Genomic DNA, 26658 nt, shown 5'->3' with positions numbered 1-26658 from the left:
ATGAACTCCCGAAAGCACTGGACCAGTTCAGGTAACCGGAAAGCCGCCGGTGCCGGCCTCGGTGTACTGGTGGTCGTGGCCGCAACCATCGTCGCTGGCACGGTTCCCGTCGATGACGTCTCTGCCGCACCCAACCCGTACATGGGAGAGGACGCCACTCACACCATCACCATCGACTCCGACGGCAGCTATCAGGTGCACATCGACCAGACCATGGAGTTGGCCAGGAACTACAAGTTCACCTTCGGCGGCATGGTTCACGACGGCTTCCGCTTGCCTGACACGGAGTCTGTGCTGCCGCCTTACCTGCGGGCACAGTACTCAGATCCGACGATCACCATGGATGGTCAAGCCGCCGAGGTGGATGTTGAGCACGAGGTCCACGCCGTCGACATCTCCGCCGAGGACACATTCACCAAAGGAGAGCACGAGGGCACCGTCGACTACAGGGTCACCGGTGCAGCAGTCGGCTCCGTGCAGGCGAAGACTGGAGGAGTCGCCGTCTACTTCCGATCGTTGGTGCCCGGGGACGTGGTCGTGAAATCAGCTGAATCGATCGTCGCAGTCGAGTGTGAGGACTGGCCTCCGGAGGGTGAACCCTGCGGCCGGAAGTCCGGTGATGACTGGTTGATCGGGCCTGACGAGCTGGCAGAGACCGACGCAGTACGGATCATTCTCGACACCGATGAGGCAGGCCTCAGCGAGCCGAGGATCGATTCGACGAAGTGAGAATCCTCAGGGGCGAGTTTCGCCCTCGTCGGTGCGAGGATTCACATCGGGGCGCTGCTCGCCGGTCGGTCGCTGCTCGTCAGTGGGACGCTGATTGTCACCGGGGTTCTGCTCACCGGCCGGGCGCTGGCCATCGGCCTGGTTGTTCTCCGACTTCCCATCGGTGCCGACGGCACGGTCGGCGGCGTCTCGGGCCTTCTGGATCTTATCGGTGTGCTTGCCATTGGTCAGAGACTCCGCGACCCCTGCCGCCTTGTCGAGAATCGAATCGGTAGCCTTCTCTCCCTTGTCGGAGTTGAGCTTCTCGCGGACCTTCGGATCGTTGGCCAGGTTCTTTGCCTTGTTGATGAACTTGTCGAATGGCATGATGCGGCCCTTCTCAGCAGACGGTCGTGTCAGCACTGACTGTAGTCACCGCGACTGTGCTCCACCTGACCGTGCAGTCGCACCTGAACCTGTAGCACCGTCGAGGCGGAGCACCGTCTGCAGCAAAACCTCGATTCCAGGGACGATGTCATCGAGTTCCGTGAATTCCTCGGGACAGTGGCTGCGGCCATCATGTGAGGGCACGAAGATCATGCCCACCTGCGTCTTGGCGGCGATGATGCCCGCGTCGTGACCGGCACCGGAGAACATCGTGGCCCTGGAATGACCAAGCTCATCGGCCACCTCGGCGATGGTCGAGGTGATCGGCTCGTGCAGCGGCACGGGCGCATCGTCGGTCGTCCACTCCATCTCCACGTGGACACCGCGCTTGTCGGCGTTCTGGTTGGCAGCATCGGTGAGCCGCCGCTGAGCCTCATTCAGCCAGGACCCCTCGGGGCCGCGGAACTCGCCTTCGACGCTGGCATTGGCCGAGACGACGTTGACGGCCTCGGGAGTGAACTGGATCTGACCGCTCGTACCCCGCGTGTTCGTCCCGGACTCGGCGATCGACTCGACGGCGAGCACCGTGCCGGCAGCGGCACACCCCGCGTCGGCGCGGACATCCATCGGGGTCGTGCCTGCGTGGTCCTGGCGTCCGGTGAAGAGCGCCTTGAAGTGGTTGATGCCGGTGATGGTCTCAACGACGCCGATCTGTCTGCCCATCCGCTCCAGTTCGGGCCCCTGCTCGATGTGGAGTTCGAGGAAGGCAGTGACCTTCGAGAAGTCGTAGCGTGCGTCGAGGAAAGCCTCGGGATCGATGCCGGAATCAGGCAGAGCCTCGGCGAGGCTGCGGCCGCTGGTGTCGGTGGCGGCCAGGGTGGTGCGGTCGACGAGTCCTGTCATCGCCCGGGAGCCGACGCAGAAGAAGCCGAAGTCATTGGGCTCTTCGTTGAAGAAGACCACGATGACGAGGTCATGGTCGAGTCGGATGTCGTTCTCCCGCAGCAGCCGCACGACCTCGATGGCACCGAGGACACCGGTGATTCCGTCGAATCGGCCACCGCCGTCGACGGTGTCCGTGTGGGACCCGAGCATGATCTCACGCCCGCCGAGGCGACCGGGCAAGACTCCGATGACGTTTCCGGCCCCGTCGACTCGGGTCTGCAGCCCTGCCTGCTTCATCAGGGTGCGGGCGTAGTCGCGGCCGGCGATGTCGAATTCGCTCAGCGCTCGCCTCGTCCATCCGGGCCGCTCCGAGTCGACGAGGGTGGCCAGCGTCGTCAGCTCGGATGAGAATCGTTGGCCTACCGGGGTGATCGTGCTCATCGTTGAGCCTTTCTGATGGTGCGGTGGTGAGGCGGTGCCAGTGTGCGTGAAGAGGTGTGCCCTCGTCAGGGCTGATGCACATCCAGGGTAGCGCCCTCTGCCTTCCGGTACCGACGGTTTCTGCTGCCCAAGACGAGCGTTGCCAGCAGGGCCGCGATCACGGAGGCGCTGAGGATGGCGACCTTCGCGTAATCGTGTGCGGGGGAGCCGGGAATGAAGCTGAGTTCGGCCACGAGGAGGGAGACCGTGAAGCCGATGCCGGCGAGCAGACCGACGCCGGCCAGATCCAGCCATTTCAGGCTCGGATCCAACCCGGCGGAGGTGAATCGGGAGACCAGCCACGTCGAGGCGAGGATGCCCAATGGTTTGCCGAGCACCAGTGCCGCGATGATCGCGAAGGTCAGCGGCTGGGAGAATGCCGTGGCCAGCCCCTCGAATCCGCCCACGGCCACACCCGCGGCGAAGAAGGCGAACACGGGGACGGCGAATCCTGCGGACAGGGGGCGCAGGCGGTGTTCGAGCACCTCGGCGAGATTCGGGGTTTCGTCTTGGACTGGCCTGCGATCCTGACCTGTGTCCCGGCGCCGAGCCAGGGCCGGGATGGTGAACCCGAGTGCGACACCGGCGATCGTGGCGTGGATTCCGGAGGCATGCATGAGGCCCCAGGCGATGAGTCCCAGCGGCAGCAGAATCACCCACGCTGCCCACGCGCGGTCGACGAAGAATGTTCGCCACCGGGAGGCGATGAGTCCGTAGACGATGATGACTCCGACGGCTGCCAGCAGGGGGATGGGGTTGATGGTCTCGGTGTAGAAGACGGCGATGATGCCGATGGCGAGCAGGTCATCGACAGCGGCGAGGGTGAGGAGGAAGATGCGCAGCGCCTTGGGCAGGTGGGAGCCGATGATCGCGAGGATCGCGACGGCGAACGCGATGTCCGTCGCGGTGGGAATCGCCCAGCCGCGCAGCAGCTGCGGGTTCGAGGTCATGAGCACCGTGTAGATGAGGGCCGGGACGATGACACCGCCGGCGGCGGCAGTGATCGGGACGATGGCCGTGCGGAAGCTGCGCAGGTCCCCATGGGTGAATTCGGTCTTCAGCTCCACCCCGACGAGGAAGAAGAAGATCGCGAGCAGCCCGTCGGCGGCCCAGGTGCCCAGGCTCAGCTGCAGGTGCCACGGCGCGAAGCCGATCTCGACGTCTCTGAGAGCGAAGTACGAGTCCGCGAGTGGAGAGTTCGCCCAGATGAGGGCGGTGAGTGCGGCGATGACGAGGAGTCCGCCGCCGACGGTGTCCTTGCGCAGAGAGGTGAGCAGGCGATTGTCGCCGGTGGTCGTTGGAGAAGGTGAAGACACGGAGATCCCATTTCGTGGTCGGACGGTGTGCTTTTCCGACCCGAAATGTGTGGGTGCTCTGCCAGAACGATCAGTGATCGAGCGCCGAGAGGCTCGTGCTCATGATCGTCTGCTCAGAGGGTGGGCCGGAGTCGTTCGCCGGCCAGAAGTGGGGCTGTTCCCGAGAGCATCATGCCCCAGGAGGTGATGTAGCCATTGGTGCCCGGATGTCCCAGAACCCACACCTTTGGTGTGAAAACGGTGTCGGGCATCGTGGGAGTCATCACAGTCAGTCTACGCGAAATCAGAATGCTCTCGCAGGTTCACGCCCCGCCTCGAGTCGCCCCAACCTCAGTTCAAGGAGACTCCGGTGCCATGGAGGCTGATCTCCAGACCGGTGTCAGTGGCCTTGATGTCGGTGAGTTCCAGGCCTGCGGGCAGGAAGTCGAGGTCGATGACGATGTCGGAGATCGACGAGGTCAGAAATGACGGAAGCGAGTCGATGTCGACCTCGGCAGATCCGAGCTTGATGGTCGTGGCATTGACCACGACCTGCCGCGACTGCGCCTGCGGGTCTATTCCGATGAGCAGCTCCTGACCGAGCAGCGAGCCTTTGAGGAAGAGTCCGCCGTCGATCGTGGTGAACGACATTCCCTCGGGCAGCGAGGCGTGTTCAGTGGCCAGCGAGTCGATCGTCGACAGCGGAATCACTGCGCTCGCCTCGACCGTGCCGATGGGGCGTGAGGTGTCGACCGGGACGTCGAAGAGTTCGGCATCGACGTCGGTGAAGTCGACATTCTCATACTGCGCCTGATCCGCTGTGACACGAACGGTGTCAAGCGTTCCTCCGGCCATCTGAGTGAGCAAGGGGAAGCCCTCAACGTTGACATCAGCCTCGCCGTAGGGTTCGAGGCTCGAGGCGATCTTCTGCTCAGTGGTGAAGTCGACCACCCGGTCGGCGGCGATGACGCCGAGGATGAGGGTGAGCACGACGATGACCGCGGTGACGATGAGCTTGGACCGGCGAGACCTCCGCCGAGGTGGTTCGCGTGGGTACTCTGCAGTGCGGGCCATCGTCATAGCCACCATTGTTCCGCATCGCTGATGGCCCAGGCGTCGTGGGTCCGACTCACGTATCGACGATGACCACGTCGAGGGTGCGCGGACCGTGGACGCCTTCGACACGTTTGAGCTCGATGTCGCTCGTCGCCGAGGGCCCGGAGATGAATGTCAGCGCCGCCGTCGGAGTCAGGCGGGCGATCCCCTCGGGCACGATGTCGACGATGTCGGCCACGCGCACAACGCAGACATGATGGTCCGGCACGAGCGTGATCGCCCGCCTGCCGCACTCGGGTGATCCGTCGAGGACGATGGTTCCCGTCTGCGCGATCGCCACCGCCGAGGCGGTCACCACCGCAGCCTGTGCGTCGAGTTCGGGAATGCTCAGCTCCTGACCCGGAGCATCGACCGAGACCTCACCGGAGAACGAGTTCATCCATGAGTCATCGAGCCCGCGAGGCACGACGACCTTCGACCCGGAGTCGAGGAGCCCCGCAATGGTGGCCGCTGGGTCGCCGCTGACGCGGTGGACGTTGGCCTTATAGTCGACAAGACGATCGATGAGCAGCTCGATGAGGTCCTCACCCTCATGCGTGCCGGTGCGAAGATAGTCCGCGCTCTGATTGACCATTCCGCCGCCGGCCGCGGGAATGTCGGCACCAGCAGCTTCGGCCTCGCCGCTCGTGCCGTGTGACTGCTCGGAGCCGGTGGCACTTGGGGGTGAACCGGTGGGCACGGTCCCGGAGGCGGACGAGACGTACTCGCCCCCACCTCGGCGACCGAGGGCCTGATTGATGCGGCCGAGGATCTCTTCACGTGCGGTGTCCGTCATGTCTCGTCGTCCTCTTCCTCTGCGCGGGCCTGATCCTCGGCCCACAGCTGTCTGAAGCTCTTCTCCGGCAGCGCGGGGATGTCACGGCTCGAGGTCCATGCTCCTGCGATGCCTGGCAGCGAATTGATCTGCTCGCCGCCGGTGACCGTGTGGGCGATGGGCAGACCGGATTCGGCTGCGGCCATCCGCTTGCCGTCGCTCATCATCCACGAGGCGCCGGTGAGTGCGGCGTCGAGCTGTGAGGAGACGGGGGAGTGGTTGGCTTCGACGTCCTCGCCGCGCAGGTGGACGAGGATCTCGGGAATGTTGATCTTGACCGGGCACACGTCGTAGCAGGCTCCGCACAGGCTCGAAGCGTAGGGCAGGGAGCCGTTCTCTTCGACTTCTATGCCGGTCATCAGCGGTGAGAGGATCGCGCCGATCGGTCCCGGGTAGGTCGACCCGTAGGCGTGCCCGCCGGTGCGTTCGTAGACGGGGCAGACGTTCATGCACGCCGAACAGCGGATGCAGTTGAGCGCTGTGCGTCCGTGCTCATCGGCCAGGGCCCGGGTGCGGCCATTGTCGAGGAGGACGAGGTGGACGTTCTGCGGACCGTCGCCGGGAGTCGTGCCCGTCCAGAATGAGGTGTACGGGTTCATCCGCTCACCGGTCGATGAACGGGGCAGCAGCTGCAGGAAGACCTCGAGATCATCGAAGCTCGGCAGCAGCTTCTCGATGCCCATTACGGTGATGAGCGTCTCCGGCAGGGTCAGGCACATGCGGCCGTTGCCCTCCGACTCGACGACGCCGAGTGACCCGGTGTCGGCGATGCCGAAGTTCGCTCCGGAGATCGCGACCTTCGTGGTGAGGAACTTGTGGCGCAGATGTCGCCGGGCAGCCTCGGCGAGGACTGCGGGCTCATTCGTCAGGTCTCCGGCATCGGGCATCTTGTCCATGAAGATGTCGCGGATCTCATCGCGGTTGCGGTGGATGGCCGGGACAAGAATGTGGCTGGGCTTGTCATCGCCGAGCTGGACGATGAGCTCGGCCAGATCGGTTTCGAAAGCGTCGATGTCCTGAGTCTCGAGGTGTTCGTTGAGGCCGATCTCCTGGGTCGCCATGGACTTGACCTTGATCACCTCACGGCGCCCGCTCTCCAGCACCGGGGCGTTGGCCTCGACGAGTTCGGTGACGATGGCATTGGCCTCATCGGCATCCCGGGCCCAGTGGATGACGCCGCCGGCTGCCGTGAAGTTCTTCTCGAACTCGGCCAGATACTCCGGCAGGTTCTCCATCACGTGATTCTTGGCCTGAGACCCTGCCTCCCGCAGGGCCTCCCAATCGTCGAGCTCGGCGACGACCTCGGAGCGTTTGTCCCGAATCGTCGCGGTCGCATGTCCGATGTTGTTGCGCAGCTGCTGGTTCGACAGATGCTGATGTGAGACCCCGGCGAAGGACTCGTCTTCGACGATATTGCCCTGACCGCCCGGAATCTCATGGTCGTCATGGCGTGTGGACCGCAGCAGCGGCATTCCCAGAAAAGTCATCGCAGACTCCCTCCGCTCACGGTTGCTCCTTCACTTTGGACACGCAGCGGATCCTCCTTGGTCGAGGCGAGGATCCGCGCCAAGTGGACCGCTGACTGTCCGACTCTCAGGCCCGACTGCACCTGGCTCGGCTCCTGCGGCTGTGTGCCCTGTTCGCCGGGGATTCGGTGGTCATCGTCGCTGGCTCCGACGACCGCTGTGAGCTGATCGGCATTGTCAGCGCCGGCCTCGGTCGAGCTCGTCTGCTTCACATGCACGGCCGTGACGTCGGGGGTGCCCTCGAAGTTCCCGGTCCGCTGGAAGCGAGACATCCCGCCGCCCATGTGCAGGAGGCAGGAGGCATCTCCGCCGGTGCACACCTCGGCGCCGGTCGATTGGATGGTGCGGACCTTGTCGGCGAGCATCGCGGAGGAGACCTCGGGGTTCTTCACCGAGAATGTGCCTCCGAATCCGCAGCAGGAGTCGGCCAGAGGGAGCTCGACGAAGTCGATTTCCTTGACCGAGCGCAGCAGATTGCTCTGACGATCGCCGAGGCGCAGCAGGCGCATTCCGTGGCACGAAGGGTGGTAGGTCACCCGGTGAGGGAAGTAGGATCCCAGGTCAGCCCCCGCGTCCGTGATGCCGAGGACGTCGGTGAGGAACTGCGAGAGTTCATAGGTGCGTCCGGCGATGTCGGCGGCCTCCGTGGCCAGGGCCTCGTTGCCCATCCGTCTGGCGACCATCGGCTGCTGGTGTCCGAGCGAGGCGACACAGGACGCCGAGGGGGCGACAGCGACATCCCACTCGGTGCTGGAGAAGGCCCGGGCATGGGCTGCGATGACCGGTTCTGCCTGCGCGAACTTCCCCGAATTGATGTGCATCTGCCCGCAGCAGGTCTGTCCCTCGGGGAAGATCACCTCATGGCCCAGTCTGCGCAGAATCGTCACGGTCGCCTGCGCGACCTCCGGATACATGGCATCGACGATGCACGTGGCGAACAGTGCAATCTTCATCTGACCTCCAAGCCGTGGTGCCTGCAGTGCCAAGAATCGGATCCGGGGCTCGGCTCCTGAGCGGAGACCGATCGAATGCGACGGAAGTGGTTCTTGTCACAAATGTGGTCAGACCTTAACATAAGGGGATGTCCCCGCAAAGGCCTCGGCACAGATGCCCCTGACAATCCCGCTGACTGGGGACTCTTTGCGGGTACCGCGGTCGGCGAAAAGGCAATTACGATGAATAAGGCTTATGAAATAGTCCTTGCCGGAATCGAGGGTGCTTTCCTCGACGGCACCCTCAGCCTCGGTGACCGGCTGCCGGGGGAGCGGGCCCTGGCTCAGCGCTTCGCAGTCTCCCGATCCAGTGTGCGCGAGGCCATCCGCATCCTCGACGCCGTCGGCCTCATCCGGTCTGGTGTCGGTTCGGGGCCCGAGGCCGGATCGGTCATCGTCTCCGAGCCGGCGGTGGGCCTGTCCCGGGCCTTGAAGCTGCACGTCTCGGCTCGGCATATCGCTCCCGCAGACGTCCTCACCACTCGAGTCGTCCTCGAGTCAGATGCGGTTGCCACCGCCGCCGAGGCTGTTGCTGCCGAAGCTGGATCTGTCGCGAGGAAGTCACCGACGGGCGACCCCCGCACCGGGTCGGGCAGGGTCCACCTGAGGCGAGCTGGTGAGCTTTTGGCTCGGATGCGTGAGGCCGACATCGCCAAGGCGACCTTCCATGATCTCGACGCCCGATTCCATCGTGAACTGTGTGCCGCGGCCGGCAATCCGGTCACCGACATCATCCTGGCGTCACTGTCCAGCAGCATCCTCGACTATGTCTCCGCAGCGGCCGACGGCACCGATGATTGGCCGTGGGTGCAGGCCGAACTCACCGCACAGCACGCCGGTCTGCTCGAGAGCGTTCTCGCCGGTGACGCGGACCGGGCACGTCGAGAATGTGCGGACCACATCCACTGGTTCGCTGCCACCACTGGAATCAGAGCCACTACTGGCAGCAGTGACTCTGCGCCAGCCGACACCGGCTCCACCAGCACAGATGCGCCGGCGAACGCTATCGACGCATGGGAGCCCTGACCATAGGATGGGCACCATGAACTCGCAGCGCACGCAGAACATCAGGACCGTCTCTTCCCGTCTCAACTCGTTCCACTCGGCCATGTACTTCTCCGAGACCGTGGGCCGGGAGTATGCCAAGCACGGCCTCGAGCCCGGAGTCGAGGGGAACCTGGCCGGACGATCGGCTCCGCTGGGGCGTGTGAATGCCGGGGTCGTCAGCGCCGCCTACTACAACTACTCACATGCCTTCCTTTCAACCCAGTTCCCGAAGATCTGGGACACAGCGTCACCGGAGACCATGGTGCAGGCGCGCTTCGACGCAGTGGCCGCATTCATGGCCGAGCTCTTCGACTCCCGTGAGGACATTGCGCTGCTCACCGAGGCGGCCACGCAGGTGGCCACGGCCGTGGAGCCGGTGCTGGCGAACATGGACTTCTCGGGCCGAGTATTGGCTCAGGCCACCGCGGACGCGTTGACGGCACACAAGCCGAACACGGCGTTCGAACGGCTGTGGGGCGTGGCGACCATCGCCCGAGAGTTCCGCGGTGACGGCCATGTGGCCTCGCTGGTGACAACAGGCGTGCCGGGTATCGACGCTCTCATGCTCGATGTCGCCACGGGTGCTTCGTTCAAGCCTCGTGCGGCGCAGAAGACCCGCGGGTACACCGACGAGGAGTGGAAGGCCGCGCAGTCGCGTCTGGCCGAGGCCGGTCTCATCACTGTCGGTGAGGACGAGCGCGGCTTCGACCTGCCGGCGATCACGGATGCTGGCCGCGATCTCAAGGAGCAGGTCGAGCAGCTCACCGACGGCACCGTGGCCGCAGCCTGGTCGGTCCTTTCCGACGAGGAGATCGAGGCGCTCGTGTCTCTGAGCCGCAGCCTGATCAAGGTCCTGGCCCAGTCCGGGGCCTTCCCCGCCTCGGTCTTCGCCCAGCCGGCCAAGAAGACCAGCTGAATCACTGAAGCCGGGCCGGCGCGCACGTCGTCGCTGCGCCGGCATCCACCTCGGTTCAGCGGGAGCCGGTCGAGGCCCGCTTCACGTGTGAGCGTGCATGCTCGATGGCACTGGGCAGGTCATCGAACAGGTGCTTTTTGTGTCTGAGTGCGCTGAGCACCCCGACGTGACGGAACAGATCGACGTGGGAGTCCTTCACGCCCTTGATGAGGACCGTGATCCCGCGGCGTTCGAAGGTGTGCACCACCTCGGCGAGGATGCGCGCCCCGGACGCATCGACGAGCTCGAGCTGGGACATCCGCAGGATCACCACGACGATTCCGTCGAGCTCCATGACTTCGTCGAAGACCCGGTCCGAGGAGGCGAAGAACAGCGGTCCATCGAAGCGCACGATCGAGATCGAATCATCGCCGGGATGGGCAGAGTCGTCGGCGGCGACCTCTTCGATCGTGACTCCGGTGGCCCGGGACAGGTTGCGCAGGGCGAACGCGGCGGCCACGACCATGCCGATGCCGACGGCGATGATGAGGTCGAACGAGATCGTGATGAGTGCGGTGATGACGAAGCCGACTGCATCGGATCGCGTCGATCGCATTATGGCACGCACCGTGGTCAGGTGAACCATGCGCACCGCGGTGACGAAGAGGACTCCGCCCAGGGCCGCAAGCGGGATGTGTCCCACGGGCGCGGCCGCGGCGAGAACGATGGCCAGGAGGACGAGGGCGTGGACGATCGAGGCGAGCCTGGTGCGACCGCCGGCACGGATATTGACCGAGGTGCGGGCGATGGCGCCGGTGGCAGGCATGCCGCCGAAGAGCGAGGAGCCGATGGACGCGATTCCCTGTCCGACCAGCTCTCGGTCGGGACTGTAGGCGCCCGATTCCGACATGGACGAGGCCACTCGTGCGGAGAGCAGCGATTCGATGGCCGCCAATGCGGCGATCGTCCCGGCAGCCGGCAGCAGTCCTCCGACGGCGCCGAGGTCGATGCTGGGAACAGAGGGCAAGGGCAGTGAGCGCGGAATCTCGCCGATGGTCGCGAGCGGATTGGGCACCAGCGCGGCAAGTGCCGTGACGATGATGATGCCGACGAGTGATCCCGGGATGGAGGAGTGGATCTTCGGGGCGAGGACCATGCACACGGCGACGATCGCGACTGCCGTGAGTGAATAGGGCAGATAGGACCAGTCGGCTTCAGAGATGAGCTGTGAGGCAGCGACCAGCGCATTCGTGCTGTGCTCACCCGGCTGCGAGTCGGTCGGCGTCGTGACGAACGGGACCTGCTGCAAGAAGATGATGGCCGCGATTCCCAGCGTGAACCCCTCGATCACGGGCCAGGGAATGAACGACACGGCACGTCCCAGACGCAGCAGTCCGGCCGCGACGACGATGATCCCGGCGATGAGCGTGACCGCAACCACCGCCTCGGCGCCCTGGGTGGCGACGATGGGCACGAGCACGACGGCCATCGCACCGGTCGGTCCCGAGATCTGCACATGCGATCCACCGAAGACCGCCGCGAGCAGACCCGCCACGATCGCAGTGATCAGGCCCTGTTCCGCGGTGAGCCCCGAGCTGACGCCGAAGCCGAGTGCCAAGGGGAGAGCGACGATGCCGACGGTGACACCGGCGAGGAGGTCCCTCGGCCACGACCGGCGGGTCTCGCTGTAGTCGGAGACGCCAGGCAGCAGAGAGCGTACTCGTCTGAGGGAGCTGAACAGAGCCGCCGAGGCGGTGCTGGGCGAACTCACTGCGCGGTCTCACTGGTGGTGACAGGGCTGGCGGTGGGCGCAACTCTGCCCGTGGTGGCAGGGCCACCTGGGATCTGTGGCAGCGTCTGAGCCTCGGCGAGGCGGCCCTCGTCGTCTTCGAGCATCGACAGCAGCAGCGACCGGGCCACGGAGAGAAGCTCAGCGGTGCGCCGGTCGGAGAGGCGGTAGTAGACGTGGCTGGCTCGACGCTCGGATTCGACCAGGCGATGCCGACGGAGAACGGCAAGGTGCTGGGACAGGTGGGAGGCTTCGAGCTCGGTCTCGGCCTGCAGGTCGGTGACGCTGAACTCTGCGGCGCCGGCGAGGAGCTCGAGGATACGGATTCGGTAGGGGTGGGCCAACCCTTTGAACAGATTGGCCTTGACCTCATAGAGGGGGCGCTGCACGTGACTTAATGGCATGATGAAATCATCATTTCACATGAACGCCGAAGACGGCGAATGGCACTGGACCAGTCAGGAGGTGTTGCTCAGGCCAGTCAGCGAGTGATGCTGGCGCTCACCTCGGCGGCGATGGACTTCGCCTCTTCCGAGGTCGGGCCCTCAGCCGAGAAGACGGCCTTGCGGTAGTACTGGAGCTCGACGATCGAGTCGAGGATGTCGCCGAGTGCGCGGTGACCACCGTGCTTCTCAGGCGACTGGAAGTAGGCGCGGGGGAACCACTGCTTACTCAGTTCCTTGATCGAGGACACGTCGATGATCCGGTAGTGGAGGTGCTCGACGAGCTCGGGCATCTGCTTGTTCAGGAACACCTTGTCGGTGCCCACCGAGTTGCCGCCCAAGGGTGCCTTGCCAGCCTCCGGGACGTGCTTCTTGATGTATTCGAGCACCTGGGTCTGCGCCTCGGCGACCGTCGTCCCTGCATCGAGTTCGGTGATGAGTCCGGAACTCGTGTGCATCTTGGTGACGAAGTCGTTCATGTTCTCCAGCGCCGCGGCGGAGGGTTTGATGACGATGTCGATGCCCTCGTCGAGGGGGTTGAGGTCGAAGTCGGTGATGACAGCCGCCACTTCGATGAGCTCATCCCTGACTTCGTCGAGGCCGGTCATTTCACAGTCGATCCACACAATTTTGTCGTTGCTCACCAGACCAGCTTAGAGCAGAGGAGTGGGGCTGAGCATTTTCCCCGGATGTGCGGATCACCACGCACTTGGCTGTGTGCACCGACACACCGCTGGTTGTGCGCGTCGACACACGCTGAGTACACGCACAAAACCAATCTGCGCCCAGTGACTTAAACTTGGACTGTCCCACGGGTGAACGTGGGGTCAGAAGACACTTTGTTGAGGGAAGGGTTCGTACGTGCGCTACACACTTGCTGTGATTCTCATGGTGGTGGGCGTCGTTGTCGGAGGCCTCGGAATTCTGCAGAAGACCCTGTGGGCGCCGGACGACCAGATCACCGCGACCGCAGAGATCGATGCGGAGACACCGGCCGTCGTCGTCGACCCCGGGATGCTCAATCTCTACGAAACCCCCGCAACTCTCAAGGTCGAGGGCTCAGGCGATCTGACGATCGCTCAGGCACCGGCCGAGAACGTCGAAGCCTGGGTGGGCGACTCCGCTTCGGCCCATGTGACCGGTCTCGCACCCGAGGGCGAACTGACCGTGAAAGCCCAAGACGGCAAGGCAAAGGTCCCCAACCCTGCCGGTGCCGATCTCTGGACTTCCGAAGTCACCGGAACAGACACGGTTGAGCTTGACTGGACCGACGACGCGAACCGGACAGGGTTCCTCATCGCCGGCAGCGGTGAGCCCGGCGACGTCAAGACCGTCACCATCTCCTGGCCCAACCATGCCGAGACTCCTTGGGCTCTTCCGCTGATGATCATCGGCGGGGCACTGTTCATCGGCGGCATCGTCGTCCTCTTCTTCAACCGCAAGAGCGCGAAGAAGGAGAAGAACCGGCGCACGGCCCGTCAGGAACGCCGCAAGAAGCTGGCAGAATACGGAACCGCATTTGCGATCGTTCCCGTTCTGGCGCTGAGCGCCTGCGGGCCCGAAGAGCTGCCCAAGCCGGAGCCCTCGGAGGCACCGAGCTCTGCAGCAGCCGGTGTCAACGATGATCAGGCTAAGCGGATTCTCGATTCCGTGGCCGAAGACATCAAGGCCGCAGACAAGAAGACATCCAGCTCCGATCTGAAGAAGCGTGCGGCAGGACCAGCCCTGAAGCAGCGCGAGGACGCCTACAAGGTGAAGGAGAAGGTCGAGAAGCAGAAGCTGCCACCGGCAGTGGCCAACGAGAAGGTCGTGGTGAACTACACCGCAGCCACCGACAGCTGGCCGCGCATGACCAGCCTCATCACCTCGGCGGGCAATGACACTCAGCTTCTGGTCCTGACTCAGGAAGATCCACGCTCCGACTACAAGCTGTGGTCCCAGACTCAGCTGGTCCCGGGCACAGAACTGCCGGAGATTCCCGACGCCCGGCAGGGCTCGGCACCTCTCGATCCGAAGTCCAAGGACTATGCGCTGACCCCAGAGAAGGCTGTGTCCGATTACGCGAAGGCACTGGGCTCAGGGAAGGATTCGAAGGAAGCGAAGAAGTTCGAGTCCGATGACTTCTCGAAGTCGATCTGGAAGAACCAGCAGGCTCAGAAGCAGAGTGCCGAAGAGGGCAAGGCTGAGGTCACTTACAAGTACACCCCCGGCAAGGAGATCGTCGCGCAGGGCACTGCTGACGATTCCGCCGTCGTTACGGGAGTCATCGAAGCCGAGTCGACGATCTCTCCGGAGTCAGTTGACGGCCGGACCGGAACCCTGACACTGTCCAGCCCGCAGAAGGAACTGACCGGATCCGACAGCACCCAGAAGCCGGTGACGACGAAGACGACCCAGGTCCTGACCTTCCTCGTACCCAAGGACGGCAAGGTGCGCCTCATCGGCGGACTGGAGACACTCAGCGGCGCCGAACTGGAATAGTCCGAACTGGAAGGGTCGCAGGCCCGGCGACCTCCAACGGTCCGGGGCACTGCGATCCGAAGTGAGTGCAGGCCCGACGATGTCGATACGTTCTAAACTGGATGTCATCAACGCCGTCTGAACTGTAGAGTTCCGGACGAGACGTACCGTACGAATTCGCACTTCCCGCAACAAAGGAGACCACGTGTCAATGGATCCCTCGCAGGACAACACGCAGCCCAACCAAGGACTCGATCTGTCCGCGGTGCGCAGCAAGAACCTGCCCCATGAGGAGAAGACCGGTGGACCGGGTCAGTCCGCAGGAGGCCCCGCGGACCCGAATGCCGTGCCGGTGCCTGCCCTGGCATTCGATGTCGACGAGGCCAGCTTCAACGACGTCGTCGCGATCTCGGACCGGGTTCCCGTCGTCATCGATCTGCAGGCGGAGTGGAGTGAGCAGGGCAAGCAGCTCTCACCGATCGTCGAACGCATCGTCGAATCCTTCGGCGGCCGTCTGGTCTTGGCGCGAGTCGACGTCGACGCGAACCCACGCCTGCAGCAGGCCTTCGGCGTCGAATCGATCCCGAACGTCATCGCCATCGTCAAGGGCCAGCCCGTGCCTCTGTTCCAGAGCGCACTGCCCGAGGCGCAGGTCAAGGCCTACTTCGATGAGCTGCTCAAACTCGCCGGCGAGAACGGCGTCACCGGACATGCCGTCGTCGCCGGAGCCGAACAGGAACCGGCCGGCCCTGCCCATCCCGAGGCTGAAGAAGCACTGAACCGGGGAGACTTCGATACGGCCGAGTCTCTGTTCAAATCGGCACTGGCTGCGTCTCCGGCTGACGAAGAGGCCAAGTTCGGTCTCGCTCGCGCCGGATTGGGACGCCGTCTCATCGACGCCGATCCGCAGCAGCTCATCGCCACAGCAGATGCGAACCCCAAAGACCCCGAGGCGGCCAAGGCAGCAGCCGACGCAGAAATCGTCGGCGGCAACCCGAGCAGCGCCTTCAACCGCCTGATCTCGCTGATCCGCGTCAGCGCCGGCGATGAGAAGGAAGCGCTGCGCCTGCGGGTCCTCGAACTCTTCGAAGTCCTGGGTGCGGATGATCCGGCCGTGACCAAGGCACGCACAGCATTGATGAGGGCCTTGTTCTGATCCAGAGAATCCGTCTCACCACAGCCATTCTCTTCGCTCTCGCAGCGGTGATCGTGGCAGTTCTGGTTGTCTCCGCTCTGTCCGTCGTCGGCACCGACGAGGTCACCGAGACCAAACCCTTCACCGTCGAGGACGGCGCCTATGCCGTCGTCCTCGATGAGGCGATCGTTCCATATTCTGGCACCAGCGTGACCGTTGAGGCCGAGAACTCCGAGGGCACGGAACTGTTCGTCGGCACCGCCAACGGCGTCGACACCGACAGCATCCTCGACGGAGTGGCGCAGGAGCAGGTCAGTAACGTAGAGTTCCCCAACACTCTCGAGCACCGGTACATCCCCGGCGATGCCGAACCGGAAGCCGCGATCACGGACCGGGACTGGTGGATCAGCAAGGACTCGGGGGAGAAGGTCGCGAAGACCTTCGACCTCGACGCCGATCCCCAGGTTCTCGTCATCTCCGCAGCAAACGATGGCGAGAGCCTTGAGGGCACCACGGTCTCGTTGAAGATGCGTGTGGAAGGAGTCCTGGCATTGAGTCTCATCGGCATCGCTCTGGGCATCATCTTGGCCGGATTCGGCGCCTATTTCTTCCTGCGCTGGTTCAACGGCTGCATCCGACCGGAGAAGAAGAGCACGAAGGCCCGCCCCGGCACCCGCGGCTCAGGCCCAGGTTCTGGCAGTGGCGGCGGAACGGATACCGACGCCACGTTTGCGGACGGAACCAACACGGGACGTGTGCAGAGCTCGCGCCTCGTGAAGAACCCTGGCGGGGCGAACCCAGCGCCACCTCGGCGCCAGAACGCGCGCGGCAGACGATCCATGCGCGCGGTCACGGCTGCGGCCCTGACTTCGGGACTGGCCTTGAGCGGGTGCAGCGCGCTGCCCGTGGCTCAGCCGCACAGCCCCGACATCACGCCCTATGAGCGCACGGCGCTGCGCCCGGGCGAGGCCGGGGACTTCATGACCGGCTACACCGAGGCTCTCGATAAGACCCTCAAAGACGGCGGCACCGACTTGGAGAAGATCCAGGGCGAGCCCCTCATCGATCACACCCGAGCACAGATGCAGATCGCGGAGAAGGCGAAGCAGAAGCTGCGGGCTCCGAACTTCAGCGAGGTCGTCGCCGGCAGCCCGAGCTTCACCGAGTATCCGATGTGGTTCTACGCATTCGGCACCAGCAAGGGCGACAAGAAGCTCACACAGGTGCAGTTGGCGACTCGCGAGTCGGCAGCTGCCGACCCGATCGTGCGCACCGCCTCCTACATTCCGACCGATCAGATGCCGACGCTGATGGCCGACGGGAACGGGTCGGTCAAGCCCGGCCCGGAGGGCTTCGACAAGGAGATGACGACGGCTGCGGACCAGGTGTCTACTTTCCTCGTCGACGGCAAGGCCGGTAAGGGCGATGCCGATGGGCTCAAAGAAGGCGGATTCAAGGATTTCAGGGACTACCTGGGCGACCTGCGGGGCAAGGACTCCGGCTTCGACAAGGTCGACATCTCCTGCAAGCCCTATGAGAAGCTCGACTTCACCGCGATGACGTTGAGCACCGAACACGGTGCGATCGGAATGGGCGAAGTCCGCTGCACCATGAAGATCGAGGTTCCCGACGACTACTCGGTCGATCTGGGCGACACTATCGAAGCAGTGAAGACCAATGACAAGGAAGGTAACACCGTCAAGGTCGACACCGCCCACCCGTATGTGCTGATGAAGACCGGCGATCAGCTCAGTGCCGTGGCCACCGACTGGAACGTGCTGTCCTCACGCATCGAGTGACAGCGGACCGCAGGTGACAATACTAGTCAGGCCCCGCCGAGGTGGGGCCTGACTAGTCAGGTGGTGCGGATTCTGCGTCCGACGAGGAAGAGCCACCAGAGTCCGATGAGGGGCAGGATGAGTGGGATGTACCCGTAGCCGCTGCCGAAGGACGACCACACTGAGGGTTTGGCGAAGTCTTCGGGGTGGGTGAAGCTGAGGATGCCGACGATGATGACGCCGAGGAATTCGGCGAGGCAGGCAGCGATCGCAATCCGGTGTGAGACGCGGTTGCCGATGACCAGGCAGACCGTGGCCACAATATAGATGACGGCGGCGAGCACAGACAGCGAATACGCAATCGGGGCCACGTCGAACTCGCGGATGACCTGGTAGCCGGCACGTGCGGTCGCCGACAGTGCGAAGACACCGTAGACGGCGGTCAATGCCCGACCCGGTCCGGTGTGCATCGCCGAGTACGGTGAACGGCTGCGCTTCTCGGCCCGCTCCTGCTTCGCCGCGGCGATCTCTTCTCGCTTCTTCACTGCCAAATCTGGTCCAATCTCTCGATCATGACGATCACCGTCAGTCCTGCCGCCGCAAGCACACCAGGTCCCCACCTGCTCAGTTCCGCAAACGCCCAGAAGCCAGCCAGGGCGATGACGAGGATCGCGGTGATGACGTAGCCGAAGTACAGCAGCGGATCGATGTCGTGAGTCGAACCGAATGTGGCGATCGAGAGCACCAGCTGCACGATGAGCAGCAGCAGAAGGAAAGCGGTCGCACCGAGCAGCAGTTTGCCGGCGGGCTTGTTGCGGATGGTTTCGACGATCGACCAGATGGCCAGCACGGCGGAGACGGCATAGAGCACGTAGGTGAAAACGGTGAACACAGCCCCAGTTTAGTCGGCGCTGGTACGCACCCGGAACCTGCGGTGCCCGGATCTGCCCGGAGTCTCGGGTGAGATGCGGCACTGATCCTGGCCGAAGTGCCCTTCGCGGCCTAAAATAGGGAGAGTGCCGATTTATCTTGACCACGCAGCCACCTCGCCGATGCCGGCAGAGGTGCTCGACGTCTACACCGCTGAGCTGAGCCGACGGGCCAATCCCTCGGCTCTGCACGCCGTGGGTCAGGCCGCGCGGATGCGCATCGAGACCGCCCGTGAGGACATTGCCCGCGGTGTCGGCGCCGCCACCTCATCCGAGGTCATCTTCACCTCCGGCGGCACAGAAGCCGATAACTTCGCACTCAAGGGCCTCTACTTAGCCCGCAACAACTCCACCTTCGACGCACCGGTTCGCCCCCGCGTACTCACCACCACGATCGAACATCATGCGATCCTCGACTCGGTGGAATGGCTGGGCAGCCAAGGTGCCGAAATCATCTACCTCGACGTCGACGACGAGGGATACCTCGACCTCGATGCGGCCCTGATCGAGCTGCGTCGGAACCCAGAACGCACCGCGCTCATCTCCATCATGGCCGCGAACAATGAGATCGGCACCCTGCAGCCGATCGCCGAAATCGGCGCTGCCGCCAAGGAACTCGGAATTCCCTTCCACATCGATGCGGTGCAGGCACTGGGCCAGATTCCGCTGAACTTCGCCGAGCTCGCGCCACCGCCATGTCGATCACCGCCCACAAGATCGGCGGCCCCGTGGGCATCGGCGCACTGCTGCTCGACCGCGGCGCAGCCCCGGCACCGATCCTGCACGGCGGCGGTCAGGAACGCGGAGTCCGCTCCGGCACGCTCGACGTGGCCGGTGCCGTCGCCTTCGCCAAGGCCGTCGAACTCGCCACTTCCGACATCGAGGCTCGGGCCGCTCGCTTCTCATTCCTGCGCGACCGTCTCATCGCCGGCATCGAGGACACGATCCCCAACGCCACCCTCTCCGGTCGCCGAGGTGGGGGCAGGCTGCCCGCGAACGCGCACTTCACATTCTCCGGATGTGAGGGCGATTCCCTTCTCTTCGGCCTCGACGCGAGAGGACTGGCGACCTCGACGGGCTCGGCCTGCTCGGCCGGGGTCTCCCGACCCTCCCACGTGCTGCTGGCCTGCGGCATGGAGGAAGACGTCGCCAGATCAGCCCAACGATTCAGTCTCGGCCACGACTCGACCGAAGAGGAAGTCGATCGACTTCTCGCGGTCCTGCCCGAAGTCGTCGAACAAGCACACCAGGCTGGAATGGTCTCGGCCACTCCACGCTGGATGCAAGGAGCATCATGAAAATTCTCGTCGCCATGTCCGGCGGAGTCGACTCCTCGGTCGCCGCAGCACGCGCCGTCGATGCCGGCCATGAAGTCGTCGGCGTTCACCTCGCCCTGTCCCGCATGCCCGGAACCCTGCGCACGGGTTCACGCGGCTGCTGCACGATCGAAGACTCCCGGGACGCCCACCGCGTGGCCGGGATGCTCGACATCCCGTTCTACGTGTGGGACTTCTCCGAGCGGTTCAAGGAAGACATCGTCGATGACTTCATCGCCGAATACGCGGCCGGACGCACACCGAACCCGTGCATGCGCTGCAATGAGCGCATCAAGTTCGCCGCCCTCCTCGACCGTGCCCTGGCGCTGGGCTTCGACGCCATCGCCACAGGCCACTACGCCGAAGTGCTGCGCGACGACAACGGTCTCCCGGAACTCCACCGCGGAGAGGACCTGGCCAAGGACCAGTCCTACGTCCTCGGTGTGCTCTCCGGGGATCAGCTCGAGCACTGCTACTTCCCGATCGGCGCCACCGCCTCGAAGGCCGAGGTCCGCGCCGAAGCCGCCGAACGTGGGTTCTCCGTGGCCAACAAGCCCGACTCCTATGACATCTGCTTCATCCCCGACGGTGATACGAAGGCATGGCTGGCAGACAAGATCCCCATGCGTCCTGGCCTCATCAAGGACGCCGAGGGTGAGACCCTGGGCGAACACGACGGTGCGATGACCTACACCATCGGCCAGCGCAAGGGACTGGGCATCCAGAAGCCGGCTGCCGATGGCCAGCCTCGCTTCGTCACCGGTCTCGACCCGGCCTCGAACACTGTCACGGTGGGTTCCCGCAGCGATCTCGCGGTGTCCCACCTCACCGGCATCCGCACCACCTGGGCCGGTCCGGCACCGACCGACATCGGCAGCGAACCGGCGACCGCGATCGACTGCGAAGTCCAGATCCGGGCCCACAGCGACCCTGTTCCTGCTCGAGCCTGGCTCGGTGACTACATCTCCGAGGCACCCGAGCACGAGGTGAACCCGATCGTCGACGAGGTCGAGGTTCCGGCCGCACGACCGGCCGGACAGCTCATGCACATCGACGTCGACGAGGAACTCTCCGGTGTCGCACCCGGACAGACCATGGTCATCTACCGCGGAACCCGAGTTCTCGGGCAGGCCACGATCGACGTGACAGCCAAGGACCGCCTCGGCGTCTGAGGGCAGAGACTGCCACAGCGCCTGAGGTCACGGCCCACCTCGGTGACTGAGCTGTGCTCCTCGCCCCTGCGTTAACCTGGGGGTATGAAGGAATTTCCCCAAGATGTCGTCACGGCACCTTTCGGAACCTGGTCGTCACCGCTCAGCGCTGCGGAGGTGGCTGCCGGTTCCGCGCCGATCTTCGATGCCGCCTTCCGTGGTGAGCACATCTACTTCTCCACGAAGGTTCCGGCGGAGAATTCCCGGACCGGGCTGGTTCGGACGACGCTTTCGCATCCGGGCCTGAAGGAACAGGTGCTGCCCGCGGACTTCAACATCCGGTCCTCGGTGCACGAATACGGGGGAGCGGCCTGGGCCCTGGATCCCGACAGCGAAGTCATCTACTTCGTCAACGCTTCCGACCAGCGGATCTGGCAGATCATCCCGGGCAAGGCTCCCCATGCGCTGACCCCGGACACCTCCGGCCGCATCCGTTACGGAGACCTGACGATGACGCGCTGGGGTCTGCTGTGCGTACGCGAAGACTGCCGGTCAACGCGCAGGGAACGAGCCATCGTGCTCATCACCCGGCACGGGACGACGAATGTGCTCTCCCGTCATTCCTACTTCATGGCCAGCCCCCGACTGTCTCCGGACGGTTCGACGTTGGCGTTCATCGGCTGGGAACATCCCAACATGCCCTGGGACTCGACGAACCTGTGGCTCATCGACGTGCGCACCTCCGACATACCGGCCGTGGCAGTGCTGGCCGGGCACGACGTCTCCCTCCTGCAACCCGAATTCACCTCGGACTCCTCGCTCATCCTCAGCTCCGACCACAGCGGAACCTGGAGCCTGTACTCACTGGACTTCGAACAGGTCGACTGCCTTGTCCGCGATCGACAGGCTGCAGCGAACGGATCAGCAGGTCAAGCAGACAGTTCCGTTGACCAACTCGACATCTCCGAGCTGCGACCGGTCCTCGACACAGGAGGTGAGATCGGCGGCGCCCTCTGGCAGCTGGGAACCAACTGGTACCTAAGCGATGACGAGGAGATCTGGGCCCACTCCCAATCCGATACCGCCTCGTTGATCCGGGCACGTCTCCCACGCTCGCCCAAGGACGGTCCCGGCAGTGACGTCGAGGAGATCTCTCCGCCCGGAGCGCCCTTCGGCAGCCTCGAACTCCACGATCTCAACGACAGCCATGTCCTCCTGACCGGCAAATCCGCGGACTCGACCGGAGCCCTCTACGCTGTCGACCGAGTCACTGGAAATTTCACCGAGATCGCCCAAGAACGTCTTGACGCTCATCAGGACTACTACTCGCGTCCTGGCACCCGAGTCCTCGGCGGAGTCCCCGTCGTCATCCACCCACCGCACAACCCCAGATTCACCGCCCTCGACCGGGAACTCCCGCCCTATGTGATCTCCATCCATGGTGGACCCACAGGGCAGGCGACCCCGGACATGTCGGCCCGATCCAGCTACTTCACGTCCCGGGGCATCGGCGTGATGGAGGTCAACTACGGCGGTTCGACCGGCTACGGTCGAGCCTGGCGCAACCGACTGCGCGGCCAATGGGGGATCGTCGACGTCGCCGACGCCGTCGCGGCAGTCGAAGCACTGGTCGCCGAGGGACTGGCCGACCCGGATCGCATCGCGATCTCCGGTGCCTCATCGGGAGGGTGGACCGTGCTCACCGCCTTGGCTTCCTCGGACGTCTTCGCCTGCGGCACCTCCTACTTCGGGGTCACCGACCTGATGCGCTTCGTCGTCGACACCCACGACTTCGAACGGCACTACATCGACGGCTTGGTCGGACCCTGGCCAGAGGCCCAAGACGCCTACATCACCCGCTCACCCATCAGACGAACGAGCCAGATCCGAGTCCCGGTGGCGATCATGCAAGGCGATCGGGACCCGATCGTCCCACCCAATCAGGCTCAGGACTTCGTCGATATGTTGGAACTGACCGGAGTGGAGTACATTTACCGTCTGTACAAGGGCGAATCCCACGGCTTCGTCCGCACCGAAACCATCATCGATTCCCTGGAAAGCGAGTTCGGGTTCTATGCCGACGTCTTCGGAATCCCACGCAGCCGCAACCATGGCTGAACCTGTCGCGTCCCCGCCCGACACCACAGCAACCCTGGAACCGGCCGGAACGACCACCGGCATCTGGATTCCGGGCCCCAGACCAGAGACCGGGGCCGGATCGAAGTCCGGTGCCGCAGGCTACATCGCCAACAGCCCCGTCCGCGAGGCTGCCGCAGCAGCGTTCACCCACCTCGGCGAACAGCTGCCGCCGGTGCCGCTGAGCGCCCATCGCTCCGAGGATCGGTGGGGTGCCGACGCGATCGGTCGTGCCGTCGGACTCCTCACCGAGCTTCACGTCGACCGAGCCTCATTCGGCTGGCGCCTGACAAGTGCGGCGGGCAAGGACGAGCGACTCGAATCCTCGGCCCTCAGCGAGGCCTTCGACGCCATCGCCGAATACGGTGAGGGCTACACCGGCCAGGTCCAGATCTCCCTGCCAGGGCCGTGGAGCCTGGTCACCGCACTGAGCCTGACCTCCGGGGCACCCGTGCTGGCCGACCACGGTGCTCGTCGCGACGTCATCCAAGCCTACGCGTTCGGTCTTGCCGCGTTCGCCGACAAGCTGGCCTCACTGGGAATGCAGCCCGTGATCCGCCTCGTCGAGACCCGCCTGCACCCGATTCTCACCGGAACCTGGCCCACGGTCTCCGGCTGGGCCACCCTGCCCGCCATCCCCGAAGCCCAGGTCTACGCCGCACTCCAGTCGACGCTGCGCCATCTGCCCCCGGTGCTGCTGAGCCTCCCCGACTTCGACCCCCTGCCGCTGCAGGGCAAGGAGATCACCGCCGCTGAGGTGGTCCGCAATTCCGGTGCCACCGCCGTGTCAGTGCCGTTGGCTAGCCTGAAGGCACACGGTTGGGAACAGCTGGCCATGATCTCCGAGGCCGGGATCGGAACATGGATGGGACTGCCGCCTGCCGCAGGATCGAGGCCGAAGGAGGTCAAGCACTGGTTGAACCGAATCATGATGCCGTGGAACCGCATCGGCATGAGCACGACCAGTCTGCGTGATTTCGGCGTCCTCGCGGGCGAAGAGCTTCCGCTGACCTACCCACCGCTGCTGTCCTCGGTCGAGGGGGACACAGCAGATGGTGCCAAGAACATCAGCACGGGAACGATGATGATCGCCGCCGGTCTGCGGCGTGCCTTTGAGGAGATCGAATGACCGCAACGCCCGACAACTCCGGCGAGTCCGATACGTCTGACCTCTCAGACGCCACGGCCCGTGCCCAAGCTCATGCAGACCTCGTGGAGAAGATCGAAGAGCAGCGCGCCGCCTACTACAAGGACGACTCGCCTCTGGTCGCCGACGCCGAATACGACGATCTCGTCCACCGCCTCGAAGATCTCGAAGAGAAATTCCCCGAACTCGTCACCGACTCCTCACCGACCCAGACCGTCGGCGGCAATGTCGACACCTCCACCTTCGATCCGGTCGAACACATCGGGCGGATGTACAGCCTCGACAACGTCTTCGACTTCGAGGAGCTGCGGGGATGGTACGACCGGGTCCGGGCGGCCACCTCGGCGAAGTCGAAGTTCCTCTGCGAACTCAAGATCGATGGACTCGCCGTCAACCTGCTCTACCGCAACGGTGAACTCGTGCGCGCCGCCACCCGCGGCGACGGCCGCATCGGCGAGGACATCACCGCCAATGTCCGCACCATCTCCGATATCCCCGACAAGCTCGACACCGACTACCCGCCGGCCGAAGTCGAGATCCGCGGTGAGGTGTTCTTCCCGCTGGAGAAGTTCACCGAACTCAACGCCGCCCTCGTCGCAGAGGGCAAGGCCCCGTTTGCCAACCCCCGCAACTCGGCCGCCGGATCCCTGCGCCAGAAGGACCCCGCCGTCACCGCTGTGCGACCCCTGCACATGCTCGTCCACGGCATCGCGGTGTGGACACCGGCCGATGGCTCCCATCCCGAACCGGCCCATCAGTCCGAGGTCTATGAGCAGTTCCGGACCTGGGGCCTGCCCATCAGCGAATACTTCAAGGTGCTGGATAACGTCGATGAGATCGAAGACTTCATCACCTACTACGGGGAACACCGCCACGACGTAACCCATGAGATCGACGGCATCGTCATCAAGATCGACGACATCGCCGTCCAAGAGACCCTGGGCTATACCTCACGTGCGCCGAGGTGGGCCACGGCCTTCAAATACCCGCCCGAAGAGGTCACCACGAAGCTCCTCGATATCCAGGTCCAGGTGGGCAGGACCGGTCGAGTCACCCCGTTCGCGGTGATGGAACCGGTCACGGTCGCCGGGTCCACGGTGGAACGAGCGACCCTGCACAACGGCTACGAGGTCACCCGCAAAGGTGTGCTCATCGGTGACACGGTCACCCTGCGCAAGGCAGGTGACGTCATTCCCGAGGTGCTGGGCCCGGTGGTCGCTCAGCGTGATGGCAGCGAATACGAATTCGTCATGCCCACACACTGCCCCTCCTGCGGAACGAAGCTGGGGGAGCAGAAGGCAGGGGACAAGGACAAGCGCTGCCCGAATGCCCGGTCCTGTCCCGCGCAGCTGGCCAACCGCATCTTCTACCTGGCCTCCCGCGCCGCTTTCGACATCGAAGCCCTGGGCGAAGAGGCGGCGCTGGCTTTGACCGCACCGGCTGAGCCCGAGTCACCGCCGCTGACCTCGGAGGCGTTCCTCTTCGACCTCACGGCCGAGGACTTAGCCGAGGTGAAGATCTGGCGGAACAAGAAGGTCAAGGGCGTGGAGACCGGGGAACGCGAGCTGGTGCCCTACTTCTACACGCGCCCCACAGCGAAGAAGCCCAGCGCCCCGAGCGCGAATACGAAGAAGCTCTTCGACGAACTCGACAAGGCCAAGGACCAGGACCTGTGGCGAGTCCTCGTCGCGCTCTCGATCAGGCACGTGGGACCGACTGCTGCACGAACCCTGGCCGCACACTTCCGCACCCTTGAGGCGATCCGGGCGGCCGAACTCGAGGAACTCTCGGCCGTCGACGGCATTGGTTCGACGATCGCAGCGAGCATCCGCGACTGGTTCGCCGTCGATTGGCATGTCGAAATCGTCGAGGCCTGGGCCGAAGCCGGTGTGCGGATGGAAGATGAGGAGCAGGAAACCGGAGAGCAGACCTTGGAGGGCCTGACGATCGTGGCCACCGGTTCGCTGAGCACATTCACCCGGGACGGGATCAAGGAAGCGATCCTCGGCGCCGGCGGCAAGGCGGCAAGCTCCGTGTCGAAGAAGACCGACTACGTGGTGGCCGGTGAAAACGCCGGATCGAAGTTGGAGAAGGCCGAATCTTTGGGAGTCAGAGTCCTCGACGAAGACACCTTCCGCATACTCCTGGAGACCGGAAGCATCGAGTGATCAGTCGGTTCACGATTCTGACACGTTCCCTGGCTGCCACCGATTCGACATCGAATGCCAA

At 64.4% G+C, this 26658-nt stretch carries 23 protein-coding genes and 2 pseudogenes; 12 read left to right on the top strand and 13 right to left on the bottom strand.

Annotation, left to right across the window (positions count from 1 at the left end; genetic code table 11):
- Nucleotides 1-729: a hypothetical protein gene (locus PGC08_RS13710; RefSeq protein ID WP_009882696.1), complete on the top strand. Its 729-nt coding sequence runs from the start codon at nucleotides 1-3 to the stop codon at nucleotides 727-729.
- 6 nt (nucleotides 730-735) lie between these two features.
- Here PGC08_RS13710 and PGC08_RS13705 read toward each other — a convergent pair whose 3' ends face one another.
- From PGC08_RS13705 to PGC08_RS13670, 8 genes and pseudogenes are all read right to left on the bottom strand, one after another.
- Nucleotides 736-1095 (bottom strand): antitoxin, encoded by a 360-nt coding sequence (locus PGC08_RS13705; protein ID WP_009882695.1) that lies wholly within the window; start codon nucleotides 1093-1095, stop codon nucleotides 736-738.
- Between the two features lie 45 nt (nucleotides 1096-1140).
- The gene (locus PGC08_RS13700) at nucleotides 1141-2421 is read right to left on the bottom strand and encodes a Zn-dependent hydrolase (RefSeq protein ID WP_009882694.1); all 1281 of its coding nucleotides are present in this window, start codon (nucleotides 2419-2421) and stop codon (nucleotides 1141-1143) included.
- Between the two features lie 65 nt (nucleotides 2422-2486).
- A complete protein-coding gene (gene nhaA / locus PGC08_RS13695; protein ID WP_069600513.1) occupies nucleotides 2487-3776 on the bottom strand; it encodes a Na+/H+ antiporter NhaA in 1290 nt (429 codons plus the stop codon).
- 113 nt (nucleotides 3777-3889) lie between these two features.
- Nucleotides 3890-4039 carry a hypothetical protein gene (locus PGC08_RS13690; RefSeq protein WP_162619340.1) on the bottom strand — a complete coding sequence of 50 codons (150 nt, stop codon included), beginning with the start codon at nucleotides 4037-4039 and terminating at the stop codon, nucleotides 3890-3892.
- 67 nt (nucleotides 4040-4106) lie between these two features.
- A complete protein-coding gene (locus PGC08_RS13685; protein ID WP_271708620.1) occupies nucleotides 4107-4835 on the bottom strand; it encodes an LmeA family phospholipid-binding protein in 729 nt (242 codons plus the stop codon).
- 49 nt (nucleotides 4836-4884) lie between these two features.
- Entirely contained in the window at nucleotides 4885-5646 is a 762-nt protein-coding gene (locus tag PGC08_RS13680) for a LutC/YkgG family protein (protein WP_009882690.1), read from the bottom strand.
- Nucleotides 5643-7172 carry a lactate utilization protein B gene (locus PGC08_RS13675; protein ID WP_404801854.1) on the bottom strand — a complete coding sequence of 510 codons (1530 nt, stop codon included), beginning with the start codon at nucleotides 7170-7172 and terminating at the stop codon, nucleotides 5643-5645. Before PGC08_RS13675 ends, PGC08_RS13680 begins: the two co-directional genes overlap by 4 nt.
- A 251-nt stretch (nucleotides 7173-7423) precedes the next feature.
- A pseudogene (locus PGC08_RS13670) lies at nucleotides 7424-8164 on the bottom strand ((Fe-S)-binding protein); the annotation flags it as partial.
- Nucleotides 8165-8386: 222 nt separating this feature from the next.
- Here PGC08_RS13670 and PGC08_RS13665 point away from each other — a divergent pair.
- Together PGC08_RS13665 and PGC08_RS13660 are read left to right on the top strand one after the other, a co-directional pair.
- The gene (locus PGC08_RS13665; protein ID WP_271708619.1) at nucleotides 8387-9229 is read left to right on the top strand and encodes a FadR/GntR family transcriptional regulator; all 843 of its coding nucleotides are present in this window, start codon (nucleotides 8387-8389) and stop codon (nucleotides 9227-9229) included.
- Nucleotides 9230-9245: 16 nt separating this feature from the next.
- Nucleotides 9246-10166 carry an SCO6745 family protein gene (locus tag PGC08_RS13660; protein ID WP_271708618.1) on the top strand — a complete coding sequence of 307 codons (921 nt, stop codon included), beginning with the start codon at nucleotides 9246-9248 and terminating at the stop codon, nucleotides 10164-10166.
- Nucleotides 10167-10221: 55 nt separating this feature from the next.
- Here PGC08_RS13660 and PGC08_RS13655 read toward each other — a convergent pair whose 3' ends face one another.
- From PGC08_RS13655 to orn, 3 genes are all read right to left on the bottom strand, one after another.
- Nucleotides 10222-11916 (bottom strand): SulP family inorganic anion transporter, encoded by a 1695-nt coding sequence (locus PGC08_RS13655; RefSeq protein WP_271708617.1) that lies wholly within the window; start codon nucleotides 11914-11916, stop codon nucleotides 10222-10224.
- A complete protein-coding gene (locus PGC08_RS13650; RefSeq protein WP_271708616.1) occupies nucleotides 11913-12338 on the bottom strand; it encodes an ArsR/SmtB family transcription factor in 426 nt (141 codons plus the stop codon). Before PGC08_RS13650 ends, PGC08_RS13655 begins: the two co-directional genes overlap by 4 nt.
- Nucleotides 12339-12415: 77 nt before the next feature.
- Nucleotides 12416-12985 (bottom strand): oligoribonuclease, encoded by a 570-nt coding sequence (gene orn, locus PGC08_RS13645; protein ID WP_009882682.1) that lies wholly within the window; start codon nucleotides 12983-12985, stop codon nucleotides 12416-12418.
- A 253-nt stretch (nucleotides 12986-13238) separates the two neighbouring features.
- Between orn and PGC08_RS13640 the strand changes: the two genes are divergently transcribed.
- From PGC08_RS13640 to PGC08_RS13630, 3 genes are all read left to right on the top strand, one after another.
- On the top strand, nucleotides 13239-14858 hold the full coding sequence (locus PGC08_RS13640; RefSeq protein WP_101584158.1) for a hypothetical protein: 1620 nt from the start codon (nucleotides 13239-13241) through the stop codon (nucleotides 14856-14858).
- Nucleotides 14859-15048: 190 nt separating this feature from the next.
- On the top strand, nucleotides 15049-15993 hold the full coding sequence (locus PGC08_RS13635) for a tetratricopeptide repeat protein (RefSeq protein WP_009882680.1): 945 nt from the start codon (nucleotides 15049-15051) through the stop codon (nucleotides 15991-15993).
- Between the two features lie 53 nt (nucleotides 15994-16046).
- Nucleotides 16047-17771, top strand: coding sequence for a hypothetical protein (locus PGC08_RS13630; RefSeq protein WP_271708615.1), 1725 nt, complete (start codon nucleotides 16047-16049; stop codon nucleotides 17769-17771).
- Between the two features lie 56 nt (nucleotides 17772-17827).
- On the opposite strand, the gene PGC08_RS13625 is transcribed toward PGC08_RS13630, so the two are convergent.
- The gene (locus PGC08_RS13625; RefSeq protein WP_009882678.1) at nucleotides 17828-18295 is read right to left on the bottom strand and encodes a hypothetical protein; all 468 of its coding nucleotides are present in this window, start codon (nucleotides 18293-18295) and stop codon (nucleotides 17828-17830) included.
- Nucleotides 18292-18642, bottom strand: a complete 351-nt coding sequence (locus tag PGC08_RS13620; protein WP_009882677.1) for a hypothetical protein — start codon at nucleotides 18640-18642, stop codon at nucleotides 18292-18294. Before PGC08_RS13620 ends, PGC08_RS13625 begins: the two co-directional genes overlap by 4 nt.
- A 160-nt stretch (nucleotides 18643-18802) precedes the next feature.
- Here PGC08_RS13620 and PGC08_RS19440 point away from each other — a divergent pair.
- The 6 genes and pseudogenes from PGC08_RS19440 to ligA form a co-directional block, all read left to right on the top strand.
- A pseudogene (locus tag PGC08_RS19440) lies at nucleotides 18803-19303 on the top strand (aminotransferase class V-fold PLP-dependent enzyme); the annotation flags it as partial.
- A gap of 71 nt (nucleotides 19304-19374) precedes the next feature.
- Nucleotides 19375-19977 (top strand): cysteine desulfurase family protein, encoded by a 603-nt coding sequence (locus PGC08_RS19435; protein WP_333937518.1) that lies wholly within the window; start codon nucleotides 19375-19377, stop codon nucleotides 19975-19977.
- Nucleotides 19974-21167: a tRNA 2-thiouridine(34) synthase MnmA gene (mnmA, locus tag PGC08_RS13610; RefSeq protein WP_009882674.1), complete on the top strand. Its 1194-nt coding sequence runs from the start codon at nucleotides 19974-19976 to the stop codon at nucleotides 21165-21167. The genes PGC08_RS19435 and mnmA overlap by 4 nt, the downstream gene beginning before the upstream one ends.
- 84 nt (nucleotides 21168-21251) lie before the next feature.
- Nucleotides 21252-23264, top strand: coding sequence for a prolyl oligopeptidase family serine peptidase (locus PGC08_RS13605; protein ID WP_193069651.1), 2013 nt, complete (start codon nucleotides 21252-21254; stop codon nucleotides 23262-23264).
- Nucleotides 23257-24411: a hypothetical protein gene (locus tag PGC08_RS13600; protein WP_271708614.1), complete on the top strand. Its 1155-nt coding sequence runs from the start codon at nucleotides 23257-23259 to the stop codon at nucleotides 24409-24411. Before PGC08_RS13605 ends, PGC08_RS13600 begins: the two co-directional genes overlap by 8 nt.
- Nucleotides 24408-26597 carry an NAD-dependent DNA ligase LigA gene (ligA, locus tag PGC08_RS13595; protein ID WP_271708613.1) on the top strand — a complete coding sequence of 730 codons (2190 nt, stop codon included), beginning with the start codon at nucleotides 24408-24410 and terminating at the stop codon, nucleotides 26595-26597. Before PGC08_RS13600 ends, ligA begins: the two co-directional genes overlap by 4 nt.
- Nucleotides 26598-26658 lie beyond the last annotated feature (61 nt).

It is taken from the genome of Brevibacterium sp. BDJS002, from assembly GCF_028201555.1.
GTDB lineage: Bacteria > Actinomycetota > Actinomycetes > Actinomycetales > Brevibacteriaceae > Brevibacterium > Brevibacterium aurantiacum.
The sequence above is the reverse complement of the archived record's forward strand: the minus strand, read 5'-3'. Positions and strand labels throughout refer to the sequence as shown.